The following is a 17,646-nucleotide window of genomic DNA, read 5'->3' as shown; positions in this document are numbered from 1 at the left end:
GGCAATCCGGTAACGAAGACCAGATTTGCGGGTTTTAAAGATGTTAACGGCCGGTTGTCCGCAATTCCTCGACCGCCCGGATACGCTGCCGCGCCGCCCCTTCCCATTCGCGCGTCTTGACCGTGGACTTGGCAAGCCTCTCCTTGGCCGCGGGAACGGCACCGGCATATTGCGGCAGCCACTTGGCCTGCGCGACGACCATCTCGTCGGCCATGGCCCACACCTCCTCGGGCGTGCAGATCGCACCTACGAGCGGGTCGTGCAGCATGGCGAGCTTCAGCAGATCGATGTCGCCCTTGACCGCAGCCTCCATTGCCATGCGCTGCACAGAAATGGTTGCCGAACACGTCGCGGCGCAGGCCAATGGCAGCGTAATGCCCTCGACCATGTTGATCCCGAACCGGTCTACGAAGCCCGGGCTCTCGATGATCGCGTCGGCGGGTAAATTTGTGATCGCCCCATCGTTTCGCACGTTGAAATGGCCGCGATAGACGCGGCCGGTTTCGATGGCCTCAATGATATGGCTCGCATGTTCGGAGGTGCGCTTGTGCTCGCTCAAGGACTTGCCTGCTTGCTCGAGGAATTGGGGAAAATCGGTTTCGAACCAGTTGCGTTGTTCCGTGCAGTGGCGCAGATAGCCGCCCGTCTCGCCGTGAATCCATTCACTGGTATCGATCCACTTGCCGATTTCCTCGGGCCGCTTGCGGTACCAGGGCAGGTATTCCGACAAGTGCCCGTTGCTCTCGGTCGAATAGACCCCAAACCGCTTGAGCACGTCGATACGCAGCTTTTCCTGCCGCGAGTAAACGGGGTGTCGTTCAAAAGCGGCAATGAGTTCGTCCGCTTCGATTTTCCGTCCCTTCGCGCGGATATCGACATACCACGTCTGGTGGTTGATGCCTGAACAGATATAATCCAGTTCGTCGTCCGTTACGCCCAACACCTTTGCAATCTGGTGCGCCCCGTGCTGCACGCCGTGGCAGAGGCCCACGGTATTGACCCCACCGTACTGGAGAGCCGCCCAGGTATTGATCGCCATCGGGTTCGCATAGTTGAGGAACAGCGCTCCCGGCTCGGCAACTTCCTTGATGTCCCGACAGAAATCGAGGATCACCGGCACATTGCGCTGGCCGTACATGATGCCGCCGGCGCAGATCGTGTCGCCTACACATTGGTCGACGCCATATTTGAGCGGGATGTTGATATCGGTTTCGAAGGCTTCCAGTCCGCCGACGCGTACGCAACTGAGGATATAACGGGCGCCCGCCAGCGCAGCACGCCGGTCTGTGGTCGCCGTAACCTTGGCGGGCAGGTTGTTGACCGACACGATGCGTTCGATGATCTGCCGGATCATGTCGAGATTGTGCGCGTTGATATCGGTGAGGGCAATCTCGATATCCGCGAAGTCGGGTACCTTCAGAACATCCGAGACGAGGGTCCTTGTAAAGCCCACCGAACCGGCGCCGATAATGGCAATCTTGAAGCTCATGGCGGCCTTCTCCCTTTCTCGCCGTCGTTGCTATGCTCAACCACTAGCCCGGCATGACCTAAAGTTGTAGAGAAAGGATGTGCGAGGGAGGGTAATCTTGTGCTCAAGTCGCTGATTGCGCATGGCCACAGCATGAGGGAGATCGCTCTTGTGCGGGGCGAGACCGGGCTGCATTGCATGGCAGGCGGCGTCGGCTTCGAAATGCGCGCTAACGAGATTTATTCATGGGACGGCCTGCAGCGTGGCGGGGCGCCGTTCGCCCTAATCCAGCATACGGTATCTGGAACGGGCCGCCTTGATTTCGGTGGCGTGCTGCATAAGCCCGGGCCGGGAGAAACCATGCTATTGACCTTCCCGCATGCCCATCGGTACTGGCTGGCCAGCGGCGAAAGCTGGGAGTACTTCTGGGCCATACTCAAGGGCCGAGAGGCGCTGCGGCTTGCAGGGTCGATCCTGTCCGTGACCGGGCCAATCCTGCGTCCGTCCAAGTCTGGGGTGGATAGGTTGGCCGGCGCGTGCCTCGACCTGCTGGAGGGCAGTTCCGATACCCCCGGCGCGGTTTCGAGCGCCGCATACACGATGCTGATGACGCTCTATGATACCGCTCTTGGTTCATCTCGCGAGGAAGTCTCGCTGCCGCCTGCCGTCCAGCGCGCTGTCGGCTTCATCGAAAGCAATCCGGCGCGTGCCATTGATGTCGGCCTTCTCGCACGTATTGCGGGACAGAGCAGGGCCCATTTCGTGCGGACCTTTACCAAGGCTACCCGGGCAACTCCGTCCGCCTTCGTTCTGGCGGCACGTATGAACCGTGCAGAGCGGTTGCTGCTGGCGACGGACTTGCCGGTAAGGGACATAGCGCCTGCCTGCGGTTTTCCGGATCCCAACTATTTCGCAAAGGCATTCCGCCGGTTATATGGCCAATCGCCGGGAGCCTTCAGGAATGCGCGCCGCCGGGTGGGTTTCAACAATCCGGGTCAGCTCGATCCCGGGGAAGTCCGCGCCGTTTCACCACATGGCGATCAGCGGGAGTAGCCGGTCAGGCTCCAGGAGCACCAGTAACGGCCCGGCCTTGGCGTATCCAAGTACGCGCTTCGCGTGTCCCCGCAGGGTATGTTCAATCTCCTCGAGGCGCGCCAGAAATTGCGTTTGCCATCCGGACGGTCCTACGATGAGCGTTCCATGCGGACGTGTTTCATTCCAGAAACCCGAAATGAGATGGCCATCAACCGTTGTTGCGGCGTCCATCCCGGTGTGCTTCTTCTGGGCATAGAAGGCCTCGACCACCAGGTATTCGAGGACGATTCCCGGCCCAAATTTGCGGTAGCGCTCGTCGAAAGCGCATTTGGGCGTAAAGAGGATGCCGCCGGTGCCGATATTGATGCTGATCGCGATCGGTTTGTTGTCGAGCAGGAGGCTATCGACCACCACATAGCCATCCTCCGCGCCACTGTGGCCGAAGGCTTCGCGCGCAAAGGCGGCATGGGCGGGGTTCGACAGGAATGAAGTGCCACGCTCGCCTTTCCATCCCGAGTGCTCCATCTCGAGAAAGGCTTCCACGCGCCAACGGACGAGGTCGGGATCCGTTGTGCGCTCGAACCGTACCTCGCCCAGTTCACGCAGGCGTCGCAGGCTTCGCTGGACCTCCTTGGCCCGTTTGCTGCCGATGACAGCCTCGACATGCGCAGCGAATCCATCGGACATCTGCGACAGCCTGGGACGCATATAGCGTTTGATCGCCGCGATGGCTTTGTTGTGCCGACGGGCGTGGCGCTCGCAGTATTCGGCAAAGGGCCCCTTCATGTCGATATGCGGGAACGTCCAGTGCCGGGGAAGGTCCGGTAACGAGTTCATGGCTTCGAACAATGCGTCCGCCGCATGCTCGGCGTGATCCCTGTCTATCAGGGGAGCCCCGTTCACCTGATAGAGGTTCAGCGCTGTCCGGGCTGGTCCGATGCGAAGGCCCCCCGCAAGCACCGTCTGGCGAAATGGCACCAGCGCCAGAAGGTCGTCTTGTCCTTTGTGAGAAATTACCAGGATCTGGACGTCGGAAAACTGGCCAAGGGCCGTCACGCCTGCTTCGACGAACGGCCGGGCAAAGAACGGGTTTTCCTCAAGTGCATTCGCCGCCAACCGGTCCCAGGCGCCGCGGTCGATGCCGGCCAGTTCGGACCCGGAGACCACGCGCGCATCGAACGCGAAACGGCCTGTTGTTGCTCCGGCGCGCGAGCGGCGGTGACCGGGATTATGGGGGTGCGCATCAGCCACTGCCTTCACAGTTGGACCTCCTTGGGCACCTTGAATCCGAAGGCTGCCGTCCCTAGGGGCAACATCAGCCCGAGGCGGCGGTATGCGAAGTATGACAAAAGCATTCCTCTTCCAGCGAAGGCGGCCGCGGTCGCGAGGGCTGCGCCGGCCATTCCCCAATGCGGAATCAGAAGGAAATTGAGCCCGACATTGAGTCCCAAAGAGAGGGTGACGACGACGGAGCAGATGCGCTCCTGACCGAGCATGGTCAGTACATCCTCGCCAGGTCCCAGCGCGCAGGCGATCACGATGCCGAGGCAGAGCAGGGGGAGTACGGGAGCGGCTGCCGCGTATTCAGGTCCGAACAGTGTCAGCAAAGGAACCGCCATAAGCCAGAGAACGGTACCTGCAATTGCGGTTGCGACGGTCGATACGCTTGTAACCTGCCCGATCAGCCGTTGGAGATCGGCATGCCGTTGTTGAGCCGAGAGGCTGGCGTATTTCTGAGCCGAAACCGCCGTCATGCCGTAGGGCACGTAACTCAAGACCTGAGCAAACCGCGTAGCTGCAAAATAGAAGGCTACCGTTTCTGCCGGGACGAAAAGGCCCAGCACAAGGATATCGGCATTATGGAACAGTACCTCGGAGGCGTCGAGGAACGCGATGGGGAGCGCGGTGCGGAACCAGTATCCGACGCGATATTCCGGGCGCGAGCCGCCGAGAGTGGCGGACAGGTGGCGACGCAACAGGAGATACTGCACGAATACGCTGGCTGCGAGTCCCACAACGGTCATCGCCATGATCGTTATCGCGTCTCCGCCCGCGCCCATGGCGAGCATAGCCAGGACGCCGGCGATGATCGCCACGTGCCGGAGCATCAGTGCAGGCGCGATGCCGAGATTGGGCTTATCCAGGCCGCGCGCGATGGCTTCAAGAAAATCCTGCAGCACGAGCAGCGGGATGACCGCAAAGGCAAGGGTGAACAACAGCACCGTTGCGGGCTCGAGATCGAAAACACCCGTTTGAACAACAGCAATGGATATGCTGGCCACCAAGACCGCAGCGGCCCCCGCCATGCAGAACGCAAACCGGAGGAGTCCGGATGCGGCTGCCCTGTCCCCTTTGGTGAGATAATCGGCCAGGAAACGGCAGACGATCTGGTTGGTCCCCGCAGTGGCACCGTGGCCCAACAGCAGGAGCCATACCAAGGCCAGTGCGTAGTATCCAAACGCTTCCGCGCCAACCAGGCGCGAAGCAAGGACCTGTGCGACAAGCCCAAGGCCGGCGCCGCCTATGCGTATGGCAATCACCACAAAACCGGACAGACTCATCTGTCCGCCGCCGGTCCCGACAAGGGTCGCCAGCCGTGCGCTGATTGTCCGGATCATCGTTCCACTAGCCATTCCCGGCTTAGCGTTACCGCTAACCGGTCAGGCTCGTCAAAAATGCAACCGCGAGTGGCCATAAGTATTGCTTCGAATGAAAAACGAGAATCCATCCATAAATCAGCTTCGTTAAGCACTGTTTAGGATCGGAAGAGGAATTGGACCTGGGTTGCTTTTGTCGTTCCTCTGCTCGCCCAGAAGGAACACATCAGGCCAATGAAACAAACACGCAGGGGGCGCGTTGACGAGCATAACCTCATTTGAAGGAAATATCATGCCCCTGCGTTTGCTCTGCCTTTCCGCTTGCCTGGTCGCCTTACCTGCAACCGCAACAGCACAGTCTCAGGCTGCGGGCCTCGAGAGCAGCTCGGGCGGTCCGAACGCAGGTTATGCCGACGCCCAACGCGATGCGATGACCCTGGGCACCACAGGCCCGATGGAACTGCTGGGCCCCGGCGATGGGCCTGACGGCACGGGCGCCGACGGGGACGCATCGGGCGAATCCCCGGGCGCGGCTCCGCTTGAGACATCGGCGTTTACCGCGCCGCAAGTGGATGCCCAATATGTCTTGGCCGCCTGCGCGAAGTCGCCGGACAGCCATCTTGTCGATATCCTCAATGTCCAGAGTGGCACACGTTGAGCCACCAAGGGCGGTGGACTTTCTCGAGACCCTAGACTGTGGCTGACGCGATTGGGCTCAAGTGTAGCGCAAAAGCGAGAGGTCGGTCACGTGCATATCCGGATTGAACCCGCCCTCCAGGTCACTGATGACCCTGGCGGCAACCGTACCAATCGTCCACCCCAGCAGCCGTAAAGCAGGCGCTCAATTACCGGGCTCGCAGCGAGCAGGTCGGCCACCAACTAACACGCATAAATATGATAAAAATACTCTTGTTTTAACGTGTGCAGGGGTATTTAGGCGGCGCGCCTCCGTAATCTGCCAGCCTTTGGAGGGCACAAATGCAGATAAAATCCCTCTTCATCGTTTCGAGCCTTTCAGCACTGGCCGCTATCGCGGCTCCCGCAGGTGCAGGCGCCACATACTATCCGCTTACCCTCAGCAATTGCGGTGTCGAGGTGACGTACGATAACCCACCTGAGCGTGCTATCGCTTTGGGGCAGAACAGCGCGGAAATCATGCTTCTTCTAGGGCTCGAAGACAAAATGGCGGGTACGGCATTTTGGCCCAACAACGTACTGCCCGAACTGGCGGATGCCAATGCGGCGGTGAAGCTGCTCACGGTCGAGTTTCCGACTTTCGAGTCCATCCTCGCAGAACAGCCGGATTTCGTTGCGGCTGCGCTTCCCACGCTCATGGGCCCGGACAGCAATGTCGCCAAGCGCGAGGATTTCGAGAACATCGGCATTACGACCTACCTTTCGCCCAACACATGCCTGAGCACCGCGCAGGTTCACGATGCCTATGGCAGCCGGGATGCCCTGTGGAACATGGACCTTCTCTACCGGGAGATCGACCAACTCTCGCAGATTTTCGACGTGGAGGAGCGCGGGCAGGCGTTGATCGAGAGCTTCCGGGCGCGTGAGGCCGCGCTGCGCTCTGCTGTCGCGGCAGGGGGGCGGGACTTGTCCTACGTCTTCTGGTTTTCGAGCCCCGAGCCCACCGCCGACGCCTATCTGGGCGGCAAGAACGCGGCGTCCGGCTATATCGCTGAACTGCTTGGCGGGCACAACGCGGTGACTGCTGATGCGGAGTGGCCCACCCTTGGATGGGAAGGGATCATTGCACTCGAACCCGATGTCATCGTGGTGGCAAGCCTTGACCGCAATCGTTGGGAACTCGACAAACCTGAAGCCAAGATCGAATTCCTGACCACTGACCCCGCGACCAGCCAGATGCCGGCGGTCCGGAACCACGCCATCGTGGTCATGGATGGTCAGGCCATGAATCCGACGATCCGCACGATCTATGGCGCCGAACAGATCGCAACACAGCTCAAGGAACTTGGTTTAATCAGGTGAGTACCTTGATATCAACCGCGCGTCAGCAGGGAGGTTTTCTCTTCCTGCTGTTGGCCTCCCTCCTGGCGATTGCGTTTGCGGTCGGCATTAGCGTGGGGGTTGGCGATTTGCCCATCCCCCTTTCGAGCGTATGGACCATCATCTTCAACCGGTTGGGCTGGACCGCGCTTGAAATCAACGGCATTCATGATGCGGTGATCTGGGACTACCGGCTGAGCCGCGCTCTGGTAGCGGCTTTTTGTGGTGCCGGGCTTGCGCTTTGCGGCGCCATACTGCAGTCGCTGTTGCGCAATCCGCTGGCAGAGCCCTACGTACTGGGCATTTCGGCAGGAGCCTCCACCGGCGCTGTGGCGGTTGTCATTCTCGGGATCGGAGCTGGTGCGCTCTCGCTTTCTTTCGGCGCCTTTCTGGGTGCTTTTGCGGCCTTTTTTTCGTAGCCTTGTTATCGAACGGCGCGCGGGGTGGGCCAGAACGCACCATCCTGGCCGGCGTGGCAGCGTCCCAGCTCTTCAATGCCGCGACCTCGTATGTGGTCACGACATCGGGCAACGCACAACAGGCGCGGGACGTCATGTTCTGGCTTCTGGGAAGTTTCGGCGGCGTGCGATGGCCCGAATTCGCCCTATCGTCCGTCGTCGTAAGCCTCGGCCTGGTCGCGTGCCTGTTCTACGGCCGTATTCTCGATGCTTTTGCATTTGGGGACGAAGCGGCTGCTGCCCTGGGGGTCGATGTCGGCCGCGCACGACTCGGACTTTTTGCCATCACCGCCGTCATGACTGCCACCATTGTGAGCATGGTGGGCTCTATTGGCCTTGTGGGCCTCGTCGTGCCTCATGCCGCGCGGTTCCTGGTCGGCCCGCTCCATGGAAGGCTCTTGCCGGCCTGCGCCGTCGTGGGTGCGATCTTCATGGTCCTGGCGGATGTCGCCTCCCGTGTGCTCATTCCTGGACAGAGCCTGCCAATCGGCGTTGTGACCGCGCTGGTGGGCGTGCTGCTATTCGCACTTATCCTTTACCGCTCACAGATCGCTTCATGAGCATCGTGGCCGAGAATCTGGGCTGGAGAATTGGTTCCAAGCGCGTGCTGGAGGGGGTGTCACTCGCCGTCGAGCCAGGCAAGACACTTGGTCTGCTGGGCCCCAACGGGTCGGGAAAAACGACCCTTCTGCGCTTGCTGGCCGGATTGCGTTCGCCTCATTCCGGTCGTGTCCTGCTCGATGGCAATGAGATTGGCGCGCTCAATCGACGCAAGGTGGCGTCACGGGTGGCCTTTGTCGAGCAACATGCTTCGACCAATGCCAACATTCCCGTCATCGAGGTTGTAAAGCTGGGCAGATTTCCGCACCGTTCGCTTTTTTCGGGGTGGACATTGGCGGACCAAGAGGCCGTGGAAAACGCGCTCGAACGCGTGGGCATAGCCGACAAGCGCGACCGGAATTGGCAAAGCCTTTCCGGTGGGGAAAGGCAGCGCGTCCATATCGCGCGCGCCTTGGCTCAGGCTCCGTCCGAACTCATTCTGGACGAACCTACGAACCATCTGGACATCGAACACCAGATTGCCCTGATGCGGCTGGTTGCCGGGCTGCCATTGACGAGCGTCATCGCGCTACACGACCTCAATCACGCCGCCATGTTCTGCGATTCCCTGATCGTGCTCGATAGCGGCAGGATCGTGGCTGCCGGCCGGCCAAGAGAGGAGTTGACCGAAGAGCTTCTGCTCAGCGTTTTCCGGGTCGAAACGCGGATAGAGTTCGATTCCGATCAAGACAGACCGCGCATTCGCTACCTACGCTAGGTTTGCAATTGCTTTTTGCTCGACCAGTTCTGCCGAGAGGATGGCAACCTCGCCAAACTATTCCCAGTGTTTCGACTCGTGGGAATCGTCCGCCTGATCTGAAGCGGACTCCTGGTTCTCGTCCTCTCCCAGCGCTGCGAGCAATGTTTCGATTTTCTTGCTCGGTGACGGCAGATGAAATGCATCCCAATGGCTCAGGGCCTCGCGACTCATCTGCGATTGCGCAACTTCGAGGGACTTTTCTGAGAATTTCACCATCGCCCGTCTCCGGCTGTTCGATAGTGAAAGCGAAAGCTGCGGGAGTTCGTTCCGATAAATAAAATTGTCCACAGATATGGTTAAGCGTCTGTAACCCGATCGCATAGAGGCAAGGGATGTCAGGTCTCTAGGAGGATTTTTTGCGCCTGGCGGTCCGCCGACGTGATGGGAAAGCCTGCGTCGCCCGTTTCAATTGATATCGTCTATCGGCTGACGGGAATGCTTTATTGATTGAACCCGCTTTCTTTGATTTTCTAACGACTTGGCTTGGCATTCCAAGCAATCGGAGGGAATCTGCATGGCGCTGCAGACAGATGATGGCCGGGCGGCGGCCCGCGCCCTTGATATTATCGAGCGTTTCAAAGGGCTTGAAGGGCCGCTCCTTCCCATACTTCACGGGTTACAGGAAGAATTTGGCCATGTCCCTACCAGTGTCTTGCCGGTCGTTGCCGATGCGCTCAATATTTCCCGCGCCGAAGTCCATGGCGTCGTCACGTTCTATCATGATTTCCGCAAGGAACCCGCTGGCCGCCACGTCCTGAAAGTCTGCCGCGCCGAAGCGTGTCAATCGATGGGCGGTGAGCAGGTTGCCGAAAGGCTGCAGATCCTACTGGGCGCGCGCTTCGGGGAAACCAGCGCCGATGGCGCTGTGACGATCGATCCTGTCTATTGTCTCGGCCTTTGCTCCTGCGCACCTGCGGCGATGTTCGATGGCGAGCCGGTGGGTCGTCTCGACGACGAGAAGATTGTAGGGATCATCGAAAGGGTGCGCGCATGAGCGTGAGGATTTTCGTACCGCGCGACGCAGCGGCGCTGGCAATGGGCGCGGATGCTGTGGTGAAGGCGATCGAAGAAGAAATCGCCGCCCGCGGTCTCGACGCGCGGATCGTCCGCAACGGTTCACGTGGCATGCACTGGCTCGAGCCGCTAGTGGAAGTGGAAAAGGAGACAGGCCGCATTGCGTATGGCCCTGTCCGGGCGGCCGATGTGCCGTCGCTGTTCGATGCGGGATTGCCGAGGGGCAACGATCACCCGCTTTGCCTGGGGCCCACCGAGGATATTCCGTTTCTCGCAAAGCAGATGCGGCTGACGTTTGCGCGCTGCGGGATCACGGATCCGCTCTCATTGGACGACTACCGGGCTCATGACGGACTGAAGGGCCTTGAGAAGGCGGTGGCGATGGCGCCAGCAGACATCGTCAAGCAAGTGACCGTGTCCGGGTTGCGCGGGCGCGGTGGTGCGGGTTTTCCGACCGGCATCAAATGGAATACGGTTCTCGGCGCCGTTGCCGACCGCAAATATATCGTCTGCAACGCCGACGAGGGAGATTCTGCCACCTTCGCCGACCGCATGATCATGGAAGGCGATCCGTTCGTCCTGATCGAAGGCATGGCCATTGCCGGGATCGCGGTTGGGGCCACCAAGGGCTTTATCTACATTCGCTCGGAATATCCGCACGCCGTCGCCACAATGCGTAAGGCCATCGAAATCGCGCGCGATGCTGGCGTGCTGGGCTCGTCGGTGGTCGGCTCCGCCCACGCCTTCGACATGGAAGTCCGTGTCGGGGCAGGGGCCTATGTGTGCGGCGAGGAGACCTCGCTGCTCAACAGCCTCGAGGGAAAGCGCGGCGTCGTGCGCGCCAAGCCGCCGCTGCCTGCCCTGGAAGGACTGTTCGGCAAGCCGACCGTCGTCAACAACGTTATATCGCTCGCTTCGGTGCCGGTCATTCTCGAGAAGGGCGCAAATTTCTACAAGGACTTCGGCATGGGCCGCTCGCGCGGCACAATTCCTATCCAGATCGCGGGCAATGTGAAACACGCTGGCCTGTTCGAGACCGCGTTCGGCCTGACCTTGGGCGAGATTGTCGATGAGATCGGCGGCGGCACGGCTTCGGGTCGGCCGGTCAAGGCCGTGCAGGTGGGCGGACCGCTGGGTGCCTATTTTTCGCGAGATTTATTCGACACCCCGTTCGATTACGAGGCTTTTGCAGCTAAGGACGGACTTATCGGCCACGCCGGGTTGACCGTGTTCGACGACAGTGCCGACATGCTGAAAATGGCGCGCTTTGCGATGGAATTCTGTGCCATCGAGAGTTGCGGCAAGTGTACCCCGTGCCGTATCGGCTCCACACGCGGCGTCGAGACGCTCGACAAGATTGCGGCGGGGATCGATCCTGAAATCAACCGCGTTCTCATAGAAGACTTGTGCAACACGATGAAGTTCGGGTCGCTGTGCGCACTGGGCGGGTTCACGCCATACCCGGTGATGAGTGCGATGACGCATTTCCCCGATGACTTTGCACCGCGCCCCGCCGCGGTCGCCGCCGAATAGGAGCCTTGCAATGGGTCTCATCAAGGAAATCGACTACGGCACGCCCCAGGCGAAATCCGAAAAGCAGGTAACGCTGACGATCGACGGATTTGCGGTCACCGTCCCTGAAGGCACCTCCGTCATGCGCGCGGCGATGGAGGCGGGGATCAAGGTTCCCAAGCTTTGCGCCACCGACATGGTCGATGCATTCGGTTCGTGCCGATTGTGCCTCATAGAGATCGAGGGGCGTAACGGCACGCCGTCCTCCTGCACGACCCCGGTGGCCGAGGGGCTGGTAGTACGGACCCAGACCGAGAGGCTTAAGACGCTGCGCAAGGGCGTCATGGAACTCTACATCTCGGACCACCCGCTCGACTGCCTCACCTGCGCGGCCAATGGCGATTGTGAATTGCAGGACATGGCCGGCGCTGTCGGCCTAAGAGACGTACGCTATGGCTATGAGGGCGACAATCACGTCTCGGCCAAGAGCCGCGATGGCGGGAACGACAATTTCCGCTGGATGCCCAAGGATGAATCCAATCCCTATTTCACCTACGATCCGTCAAAATGCATCGTCTGCTCGCGGTGCGTGCGCGCTTGCGAGGAAGTTCAGGGCACCTTTGCGTTGACCATCGAGGGCAGGGGATTCGATAGCCGGGTCTCGCCCGGTATGCATGAGGATTTTCTCTCAAGCGACTGCGTTTCCTGCGGTGCCTGCGTTCAGGCCTGCCCCACAGCAACGCTCACCGAAAAGTCCGTCATCGAGATCGGCCAACCCGAGCATTCGGTCGTAACCACCTGCGCCTATTGTGGAGTGGGTTGTTCGTTCAAGGCGGAAATGCGCGGCGATGAACTGGTGCGCATGGTGCCTTGGAAGGACGGGAAGGCCAATCGCGGCCACTCCTGCGTTAAGGGACGCTTTGCCTGGGGCTATGCCACCCACCAGGACCGTATTCTCAACCCCATGATCCGCGAGAAAATCTCGGATCCCTGGCGCGAAGTCACGTGGGACGAGGCGTTCGCGCACGTGGCCAGCGAGTTCAAGCGCATCCAGAGCCAATACGGCCGCGGCTCGGTGGGTGGCATCACGTCCTCCCGCTGCACCAACGAAGAAACCTATCTGGTCCAGAAACTGGTCCGGCAGGGCTTCGGTAACAACAATGTCGATACCTGCGCGCGCGTCTGCCATTCCCCGACCGGCTACGGGCTTGGTCAGACCTTTGGCACCTCGGCAGGCACGCAGGATTTCGATTCCGTCGAGCATACCGATGTTGCAATCGTTATCGGTGCCAATCCGGCAGCAGGGCACCCTGTATTTGCCTCCCGGCTCAAGAAGCGGTTGCGGCAGGGTGCAAAGCTGATCGTCATCGACCCGCGCCGAACCGAGACCGTACGCGCGCCCCATGTCGAGGCCGCCTATCATCTGGCACTCCAACCCGGCACCAATGTCGCGGTCATCACATCGCTTGCACACGTAATCGTCACCGAAGGCCTGTTCGATGAAGCCTTCATCCGCGAAAAGTGCGACTGGTCCGAATTCGAGGACTATGCACAGTTCGTCGCCGATCCTAGCCATAGCCCGGAGGCAACAGAGGCTTATACGGGTGTGCCGGCAGACGCCCTGCGTGGTGCGGCTCGGCTATACGCGAGGGGAGTCAATGGCTCGATCTATTACGGGTTGGGGGTCACCGAGCACAGTCAGGGCTCGACCACCGTCATGGCGATCGCCAACCTTGCCATGTTGACCGGCAATATCGGCCGGCCGGGCGTGGGCGTGAACCCCTTGCGCGGTCAGAACAACGTGCAGGGTTCATGCGATATGGGGTCGTTCCCGCACGAATTGCCGGGGTATCGGCACATCTCCGGCGATGCGGCACGCGAAACATTCGAAATGCTCTGGGGCGTGAAGCTCGACCACGAACCTGGGCTGCGCATCCCCAATATGCTCGATGCTGCCGTCCAGGGCAGTTTCAAGGGGATTTATATCCAGGGCGAGGATATCCTGCAGTCCGACCCCGATACCAAGCACGTCTCGGCAGGCCTTGCGGCGATGGAGTGTGTCGTGGTGCAGGACTTGTTTCTCAACGAGACGGCCAATTACGCACATGTGTTCCTGCCCGGTTCGACCTTCCTAGAAAAGGACGGAACCTTCACCAATGCGGAACGCCGTATTAACAGGGTGCGCAAGGTGATGGCGCCGCGCAACGGATACGCCGACTGGGAGGTAACCCAGGGGATAGCCCAGGCGATGGAAATCGACTGGAACTACACTCACCCATCCCAGATCATGGACGAGATCGCGGCCACGACGCCCTCTTTCGCCAGGGTCTCCTATGCGCTGCTCGAGGAATTGGGCTCGGTTCAGTGGCCCTGCAACGAGCAGGCGCCAAACGGAACTCCGGTCATGCATGTCGATGGCTTCGTGCGCGGCAAGGGCAAGTTCATCCGCACCGAGTACATCCCCACGGATGAAAAGACGGGCCCACGTTTCCCATTGCTTTTGACCACCGGACGTATTCTCAGCCAGTATAATGTTGGTGCCCAGACGCGCCGGACGGAAAACGTTGTCTGGCACGCAGAGGACGTATTGGAGATTCACCCCCACGATGCAGAGCAACGCGGCATCCGCGAGGGCGACTGGGTACGTCTGGCCAGTCGCGCCGGCGAGACGGCGCTGCGCGCGACAATTACCGACCGGGTCGCGCCGGGCGTGGTCTATACAACGTTCCACCACCCCGAGACCCAGGCCAATGTCATCACGACCGACTATTCGGACTGGGCCACCAATTGCCCTGAATACAAAGTGACCGCAGTGCAGGTCTCGCCGTCCAACGGCCCGTCCGATTGGCAGGTAGAGTACGATGCACTCTCACGCCGGTCGCGCCGTATCGTGCCCAGGGATGCGGCCGAATAGCGATGTCGCATCTGCCAGTCAAATCCGCGATGCGTTTGGCCCACCGGAAGGATGGGATATCGCGCGCCACAAGGTCCGTGCCCGAGGAAACACCTGTGGCGTTTACCTTCAAGGGGACGACTCATGCCGTCATGATGGCAAGCCCGTCCGATCTGGAGGATTTTGCGCTTGGGTTTGCGATTACCGAAGGCATCGTCGGGGGCCCCGACGAAATCGAGGCCATCGAGATCGAGGATCTGGGTTTGGGCATCGATATCCGGGTACGCCTCAAGGATGCAGCCAATACCCGCTTTGAAGCGCGCCGCCGCAGGCTGGCCGGTCCGGTAGGCTGCGGGCTTTGCGGCATCGAATCCATCGAGGAGGCGATGCGCGCGGTAAAGGACGTGGGGAGGTCTACCCTGCAGCTGTCGTCCGACGATATTGCGCACGCTGTAGCCTCCCTTGCCGAACACCAGCCTCAACATCGCGAAACCGGAGCCGTTCACGCAGCCGGCTTTTATGTGCCCGGTCAGGGTCTTCTGGCGGCCCGCGAGGATGTGGGACGGCACAATGCGCTCGATAAATTGGCTGGAGCATTGTGCAAGACAGGGCGCGACGGGGCGACCGGGGCGGTGGTGGTGACCTCCCGCATCTCCGTTGAAATGGTGCAGAAGGCCGCCGCGATCGGCGCACCGGCGATCCTGGCGGTTTCGGCGCCGACCGCGCTGGCCGTCCGGACGGCCGAGGCTGCCCGGATGACGCTGATCGCCCTGGTCCGAGGAACCGAATTCGACGTTTTTACCCATCCCGAACGCACCGAAAGCAAGGCAGGAAAGCATGTCGCATGAGGAGGCCGGGGCGTCTTCGCCGCACGCAAAGATCGTCCGCATGGCCAACCAGATCGGGGCCTTTTTCCGCTCCAAGCCACACGATGAAGGCGTGGCGGGGGTCGCCGAGCATATCAACAAGTTCTGGGAGCCTCGCATGCGCCGTCAGCTCTTCGAGGTGGTCGATAGCGGAGGGACGGGATTGGCGCCGCTGGTCCTCGAGGCCTCGAGCGTCATCCGGCGGCCAACTGCCGAGCAGGAACGGACGCCGCCGGCTTGACGAACGGCGCCCGCCCGTGGTGAACCTTTCAGGCTCCCGCAATGAGGGTACGCTGAAAGTCCGCCATGTTGATCGAACGTCTGGAACTCTTCATCGTCTTGGCGCGCGAGAAACATTTCGGCCGGGCGGCGGAAGCCTGCGGTATTACCCAGCCAACCCTCTCGTCCGCCATAAAGCAGCTTGAAAACGCCCTTGGAGTCATGCTGGTCCGGCGCGGGGCCCGTTTTGGGGGACTGACGCCAGAAGGCGAACTCGTTCTCGAGTGGGCCCGGCGCATCGTGGGCGATGCCCGCGCCATGCAGGAAGAACTTGAAGCCTCGCGTCATGGTTTGTCGGGTAGGCTGCGCATTGCGGTAATACCCACCGCGCTGACCGCCGTATCAGATCTCACCACGCCGTTTCTCCTGCGGCATCCGCATGTCGGCTTTTCGGTCTTTTCCTGTACGTCGATCGAGATTCTTTCTCTGGTCGGCAGCTTCGAAGCCGATATCGGCATCACCTATCTCGACAATGAACCTCTGGGGCCGGTCGTCTCCGTGCCGCTCTATACCGAGCGCTACCATCTTGTGACGGCCACCTCGGCGCCTATCGCCGAGAAAGGCGAAGTGACCTGGGCGGAGGTCGGGGCATTGCCGCTATGCCTCTTGACCGCCGACATGCAGAACCGGCGCATCATCGATCGGCATCTGAGTCAGGCCGGGGCACCGGCCCGTCCCGCACTCGATTCCAATTCCATGATCGTGTTGCTCTCTCACGTCCGGTCGGGCAAATGGGCCTCGATCATGCCAGGCAATCTCGTTGGAGGCCTCGACTTTTCGCCAGGCATCCTCAGCATCCCTATTGTCGAACCCACCGTAAGCCATACGGTAGGCATTATCGCCGCCAACCGAGAGCCACAAACCCCCCAAGTCGCTGCCTTCCTCGCCGAAGCGCGCCAAATGGCCAACCAGGTGCGCTAGACCGGAAGCGAAGTACGAGCCGATTTGCATTCGGATTGATTTCGTCTTCTATTTTAAGGGGTTAGATTGAACAGGGGGCGATTGGCTCCCCGTTCTTGCTTCTAATCGGCCAGTTCCAGTATGTCCCCTGCGCTAGCGAAGGCCCATGATCTCGGAATATTTGGCGACCAGGCGCTCATAGTTTTCGCGGATCCATTCCTGTGGCACGTAGCCGGGATTGTACTGGGCGAGCAGCTGCGCCTTGGTGGAGTCAGCGCGGTTGATCGTTGAGTAACCCGTTGCCGCGTTCAGTGCAGCCTGGCCTTCATCGGTTGCGACAAAGTAGGCATAGAGCTTGGCTGTGTTTGGGCTCTGCGTGCCCTTCACCAGGTTCAGTGCCCATGGGGCAAGGAACATGGGTTCGATGTGTACATAATCGAGCGGTGCACCGCGGATCACCTGGGATTCGATATCGACACCGAGTGCAAGGGAGGCTTCGCCACTGAGAAGGCGTGTTGCGGCGTCTGGGGTGCGGGGTACCCAGATGACATCCTGCTCCATGATGCCTTTGAGGATCTCCGTCATCTTTTCTTCACCCACCGAGTATGTGTTGAAAAAGAACGTGCCGCCCGGGAGTTTTGGAGTCGTGATCTTGCCTTTCCACTTGGGATCAAGAAGGTCCTCCCATGAGGTCGGCAGGTCCTCAGCCGCGACCAGCTCGGTGTTGTAGGACATAAGCGGGAGGGAACTATCGATAATTTTTACCGAGGCGCCGTCAACAAGGCGGTCTTCGGGTATTCCCAGCTCACGGGCCCATTCCTCCTCGATGAGTGCGCCTTCGCTCCGCAGAAATATCGTTGTGCCTTCACCCGCATAGAAGGCGTCCACTCCGGCAGGAACGCCCCGATTGACCAGTTGTGCAACTTCTGCAGCCTTCTGGGGACCCAGGCCGCCCTGAAACTGAATGTTGAGCGAGAACCCGTAAAAGTCGTCCAGCGCTTTCTTGAAGTCGGCGGCGCTGTCTGCGGGTATCGATAGGCCGAACATCACGGCTTCGGGCTCGTTCTGCGCGGCGGGTATCAGGGCGGCAATCGATTCTGGTAATTGCGCGGTGCCCTGTGCAAAGGCAGGCTGAACCATACCAAATGCCAGCATTGTCACGCCCGCCGCTGCCTGCTTTAGCACATTGCGCCGGGGCGGCCTTTCGGTCGGTTGGGGTGTGTTTCTCAAATTGGTCATTCCAGTTTC

The 17,646-nt window shown here is 60.5% G+C and carries 15 protein-coding genes and 1 pseudogene; 11 read left to right on the top strand and 5 right to left on the bottom strand.

The annotated features are described in order from the left end of the window. Positions 1 to 43: 43 nt before the first annotated feature. Entirely contained in the window at positions 44 to 1,489 is a 1,446-nt protein-coding gene (gene melA / locus I2G20_RS06990; protein WP_196258976.1) for an alpha-glucosidase/alpha-galactosidase, read from the bottom strand. Between the two features lie 132 nt (positions 1,490 to 1,621). Here melA and I2G20_RS06985 point away from each other — a divergent pair, with 132 nt between their 5' ends. Beyond that, positions 1,622 to 2,521, top strand: a complete 900-nt coding sequence (locus tag I2G20_RS06985; protein WP_196258975.1) for a helix-turn-helix domain-containing protein — start codon at positions 1,622 to 1,624, stop codon at positions 2,519 to 2,521. On the opposite strand, the gene I2G20_RS17470 is transcribed toward I2G20_RS06985, so the two are convergent. Beyond that, positions 2,495 to 3,763 (bottom strand): GNAT family N-acetyltransferase, encoded by a 1,269-nt coding sequence (locus tag I2G20_RS17470; protein WP_196258974.1) that lies wholly within the window; start codon positions 3,761 to 3,763, stop codon positions 2,495 to 2,497. The two genes, I2G20_RS06985 and I2G20_RS17470, sit on opposite strands and share 27 nt — an antisense overlap. Further along, entirely contained in the window at positions 3,760 to 5,121 is a 1,362-nt protein-coding gene (locus tag I2G20_RS06975) for an oligosaccharide flippase family protein (protein WP_196258973.1), read from the bottom strand. Before I2G20_RS06975 ends, I2G20_RS17470 begins: the two co-directional genes overlap by 4 nt. A 271-nt stretch (positions 5,122 to 5,392) precedes the next feature. Here I2G20_RS06975 and I2G20_RS06970 point away from each other — a divergent pair, with 271 nt between their 5' ends. From I2G20_RS06970 to I2G20_RS06955, 4 genes and pseudogenes are all read left to right on the top strand, one after another. Further along, positions 5,393 to 5,758 carry a hypothetical protein gene (locus tag I2G20_RS06970; RefSeq protein WP_196258972.1) on the top strand — a complete coding sequence of 122 codons (366 nt, stop codon included), beginning with the start codon at positions 5,393 to 5,395 and terminating at the stop codon, positions 5,756 to 5,758. A gap of 320 nt (positions 5,759 to 6,078) precedes the next feature. Continuing rightward, positions 6,079 to 7,098 carry an ABC transporter substrate-binding protein gene (locus tag I2G20_RS06965; RefSeq protein ID WP_196258971.1) on the top strand — a complete coding sequence of 340 codons (1,020 nt, stop codon included), beginning with the start codon at positions 6,079 to 6,081 and terminating at the stop codon, positions 7,096 to 7,098. Continuing rightward, a pseudogene (locus tag I2G20_RS06960) lies at positions 7,095 to 8,134 on the top strand (FecCD family ABC transporter permease). Before I2G20_RS06965 ends, I2G20_RS06960 begins: the two are co-directional and overlap by 4 nt. Continuing rightward, positions 8,131 to 8,892, top strand: coding sequence for an ABC transporter ATP-binding protein (locus tag I2G20_RS06955; RefSeq protein WP_196258970.1), 762 nt, complete (start codon positions 8,131 to 8,133; stop codon positions 8,890 to 8,892). The pseudogene I2G20_RS06960 and the gene I2G20_RS06955 overlap by 4 nt, the downstream one beginning before the upstream one ends. Positions 8,893 to 8,949: 57 nt before the next feature. Here I2G20_RS06955 and I2G20_RS06950 read toward each other — a convergent pair whose 3' ends face one another. After that, on the bottom strand, positions 8,950 to 9,150 hold the full coding sequence (locus tag I2G20_RS06950; protein WP_196258969.1) for a hypothetical protein: 201 nt from the start codon (positions 9,148 to 9,150) through the stop codon (positions 8,950 to 8,952). Positions 9,151 to 9,448: 298 nt separating this feature from the next. Here I2G20_RS06950 and I2G20_RS06945 point away from each other — a divergent pair, with 298 nt between their 5' ends. From I2G20_RS06945 to I2G20_RS06920, 6 genes are all read left to right on the top strand, one after another. After that, positions 9,449 to 9,928 carry a formate dehydrogenase subunit gamma gene (locus I2G20_RS06945; protein ID WP_196258968.1) on the top strand — a complete coding sequence of 160 codons (480 nt, stop codon included), beginning with the start codon at positions 9,449 to 9,451 and terminating at the stop codon, positions 9,926 to 9,928. Further along, a complete protein-coding gene (locus I2G20_RS06940; RefSeq protein WP_196258967.1) occupies positions 9,925 to 11,481 on the top strand; it encodes a formate dehydrogenase beta subunit in 1,557 nt (518 codons plus the stop codon). The genes I2G20_RS06945 and I2G20_RS06940 overlap by 4 nt, the downstream gene beginning before the upstream one ends. 10 nt (positions 11,482 to 11,491) lie before the next feature. Further along, positions 11,492 to 14,374 carry a formate dehydrogenase subunit alpha gene (fdhF, locus tag I2G20_RS06935; protein ID WP_196258966.1) on the top strand — a complete coding sequence of 961 codons (2,883 nt, stop codon included), beginning with the start codon at positions 11,492 to 11,494 and terminating at the stop codon, positions 14,372 to 14,374. Then, a complete protein-coding gene (fdhD, locus tag I2G20_RS06930; protein ID WP_425502630.1) occupies positions 14,371 to 15,201 on the top strand; it encodes a formate dehydrogenase accessory sulfurtransferase FdhD in 831 nt (276 codons plus the stop codon). The genes fdhF and fdhD overlap by 4 nt, the downstream gene beginning before the upstream one ends. Then, a complete protein-coding gene (locus tag I2G20_RS06925; RefSeq protein WP_196258964.1) occupies positions 15,191 to 15,460 on the top strand; it encodes a formate dehydrogenase subunit delta in 270 nt (89 codons plus the stop codon). Before fdhD ends, I2G20_RS06925 begins: the two co-directional genes overlap by 11 nt. Positions 15,461 to 15,528: 68 nt before the next feature. Next, positions 15,529 to 16,419 carry a LysR family transcriptional regulator gene (locus I2G20_RS06920; protein ID WP_196259334.1) on the top strand — a complete coding sequence of 297 codons (891 nt, stop codon included), beginning with the start codon at positions 15,529 to 15,531 and terminating at the stop codon, positions 16,417 to 16,419. A gap of 132 nt (positions 16,420 to 16,551) precedes the next feature. Here I2G20_RS06920 and I2G20_RS06915 read toward each other — a convergent pair whose 3' ends face one another. After that, the gene (locus tag I2G20_RS06915) at positions 16,552 to 17,637 is read right to left on the bottom strand and encodes an ABC transporter substrate-binding protein (RefSeq protein WP_196258963.1); all 1,086 of its coding nucleotides are present in this window, start codon (positions 17,635 to 17,637) and stop codon (positions 16,552 to 16,554) included. Positions 17,638 to 17,646: the final 9 nt, after the last annotated feature.

This window comes from Pelagibacterium limicola (assembly GCF_015694405.1).
GTDB lineage: Bacteria > Pseudomonadota > Alphaproteobacteria > Rhizobiales > Devosiaceae > Pelagibacterium > Pelagibacterium limicola.
Note: the sequence above shows the minus strand (reverse complement) of the source record. Positions and strands in the feature narration are given on the sequence as shown.

Coding starts and splice junctions, on each gene's coding strand:
- melA (WP_196258976.1), bottom strand. CDS start 1,489: ATGAGCTTCAAGATTGCCATTATCGGCGCCGGTTCGGTGGGCTTTACA.
- I2G20_RS06985 (WP_196258975.1), top strand. CDS start 1,622: ATGAGGGAGATCGCTCTTGTGCGGGGCGAGACCGGGCTGCATTGCATG.
- I2G20_RS06975 (WP_196258973.1), bottom strand. CDS start 5,121: ATGATCCGGACAATCAGCGCACGGCTGGCGACCCTTGTCGGGACCGGC.
- I2G20_RS06970 (WP_196258972.1), top strand. CDS start 5,393: ATGCCCCTGCGTTTGCTCTGCCTTTCCGCTTGCCTGGTCGCCTTACCT.
- I2G20_RS06965 (WP_196258971.1), top strand. CDS start 6,079: ATGCAGATAAAATCCCTCTTCATCGTTTCGAGCCTTTCAGCACTGGCC.
- I2G20_RS06955 (WP_196258970.1), top strand. CDS start 8,131: ATGAGCATCGTGGCCGAGAATCTGGGCTGGAGAATTGGTTCCAAGCGC.
- I2G20_RS06950 (WP_196258969.1), bottom strand. CDS start 9,150: ATGGTGAAATTCTCAGAAAAGTCCCTCGAAGTTGCGCAATCGCAGATG.
- I2G20_RS06945 (WP_196258968.1), top strand. CDS start 9,449: ATGGCGCTGCAGACAGATGATGGCCGGGCGGCGGCCCGCGCCCTTGAT.
- I2G20_RS06940 (WP_196258967.1), top strand. CDS start 9,925: ATGAGCGTGAGGATTTTCGTACCGCGCGACGCAGCGGCGCTGGCAATG.
- fdhF (WP_196258966.1), top strand. CDS start 11,492: ATGGGTCTCATCAAGGAAATCGACTACGGCACGCCCCAGGCGAAATCC.
- I2G20_RS06925 (WP_196258964.1), top strand. CDS start 15,191: ATGTCGCATGAGGAGGCCGGGGCGTCTTCGCCGCACGCAAAGATCGTC.
- I2G20_RS06915 (WP_196258963.1), bottom strand. CDS start 17,637: ATGACCAATTTGAGAAACACACCCCAACCGACCGAAAGGCCGCCCCGG.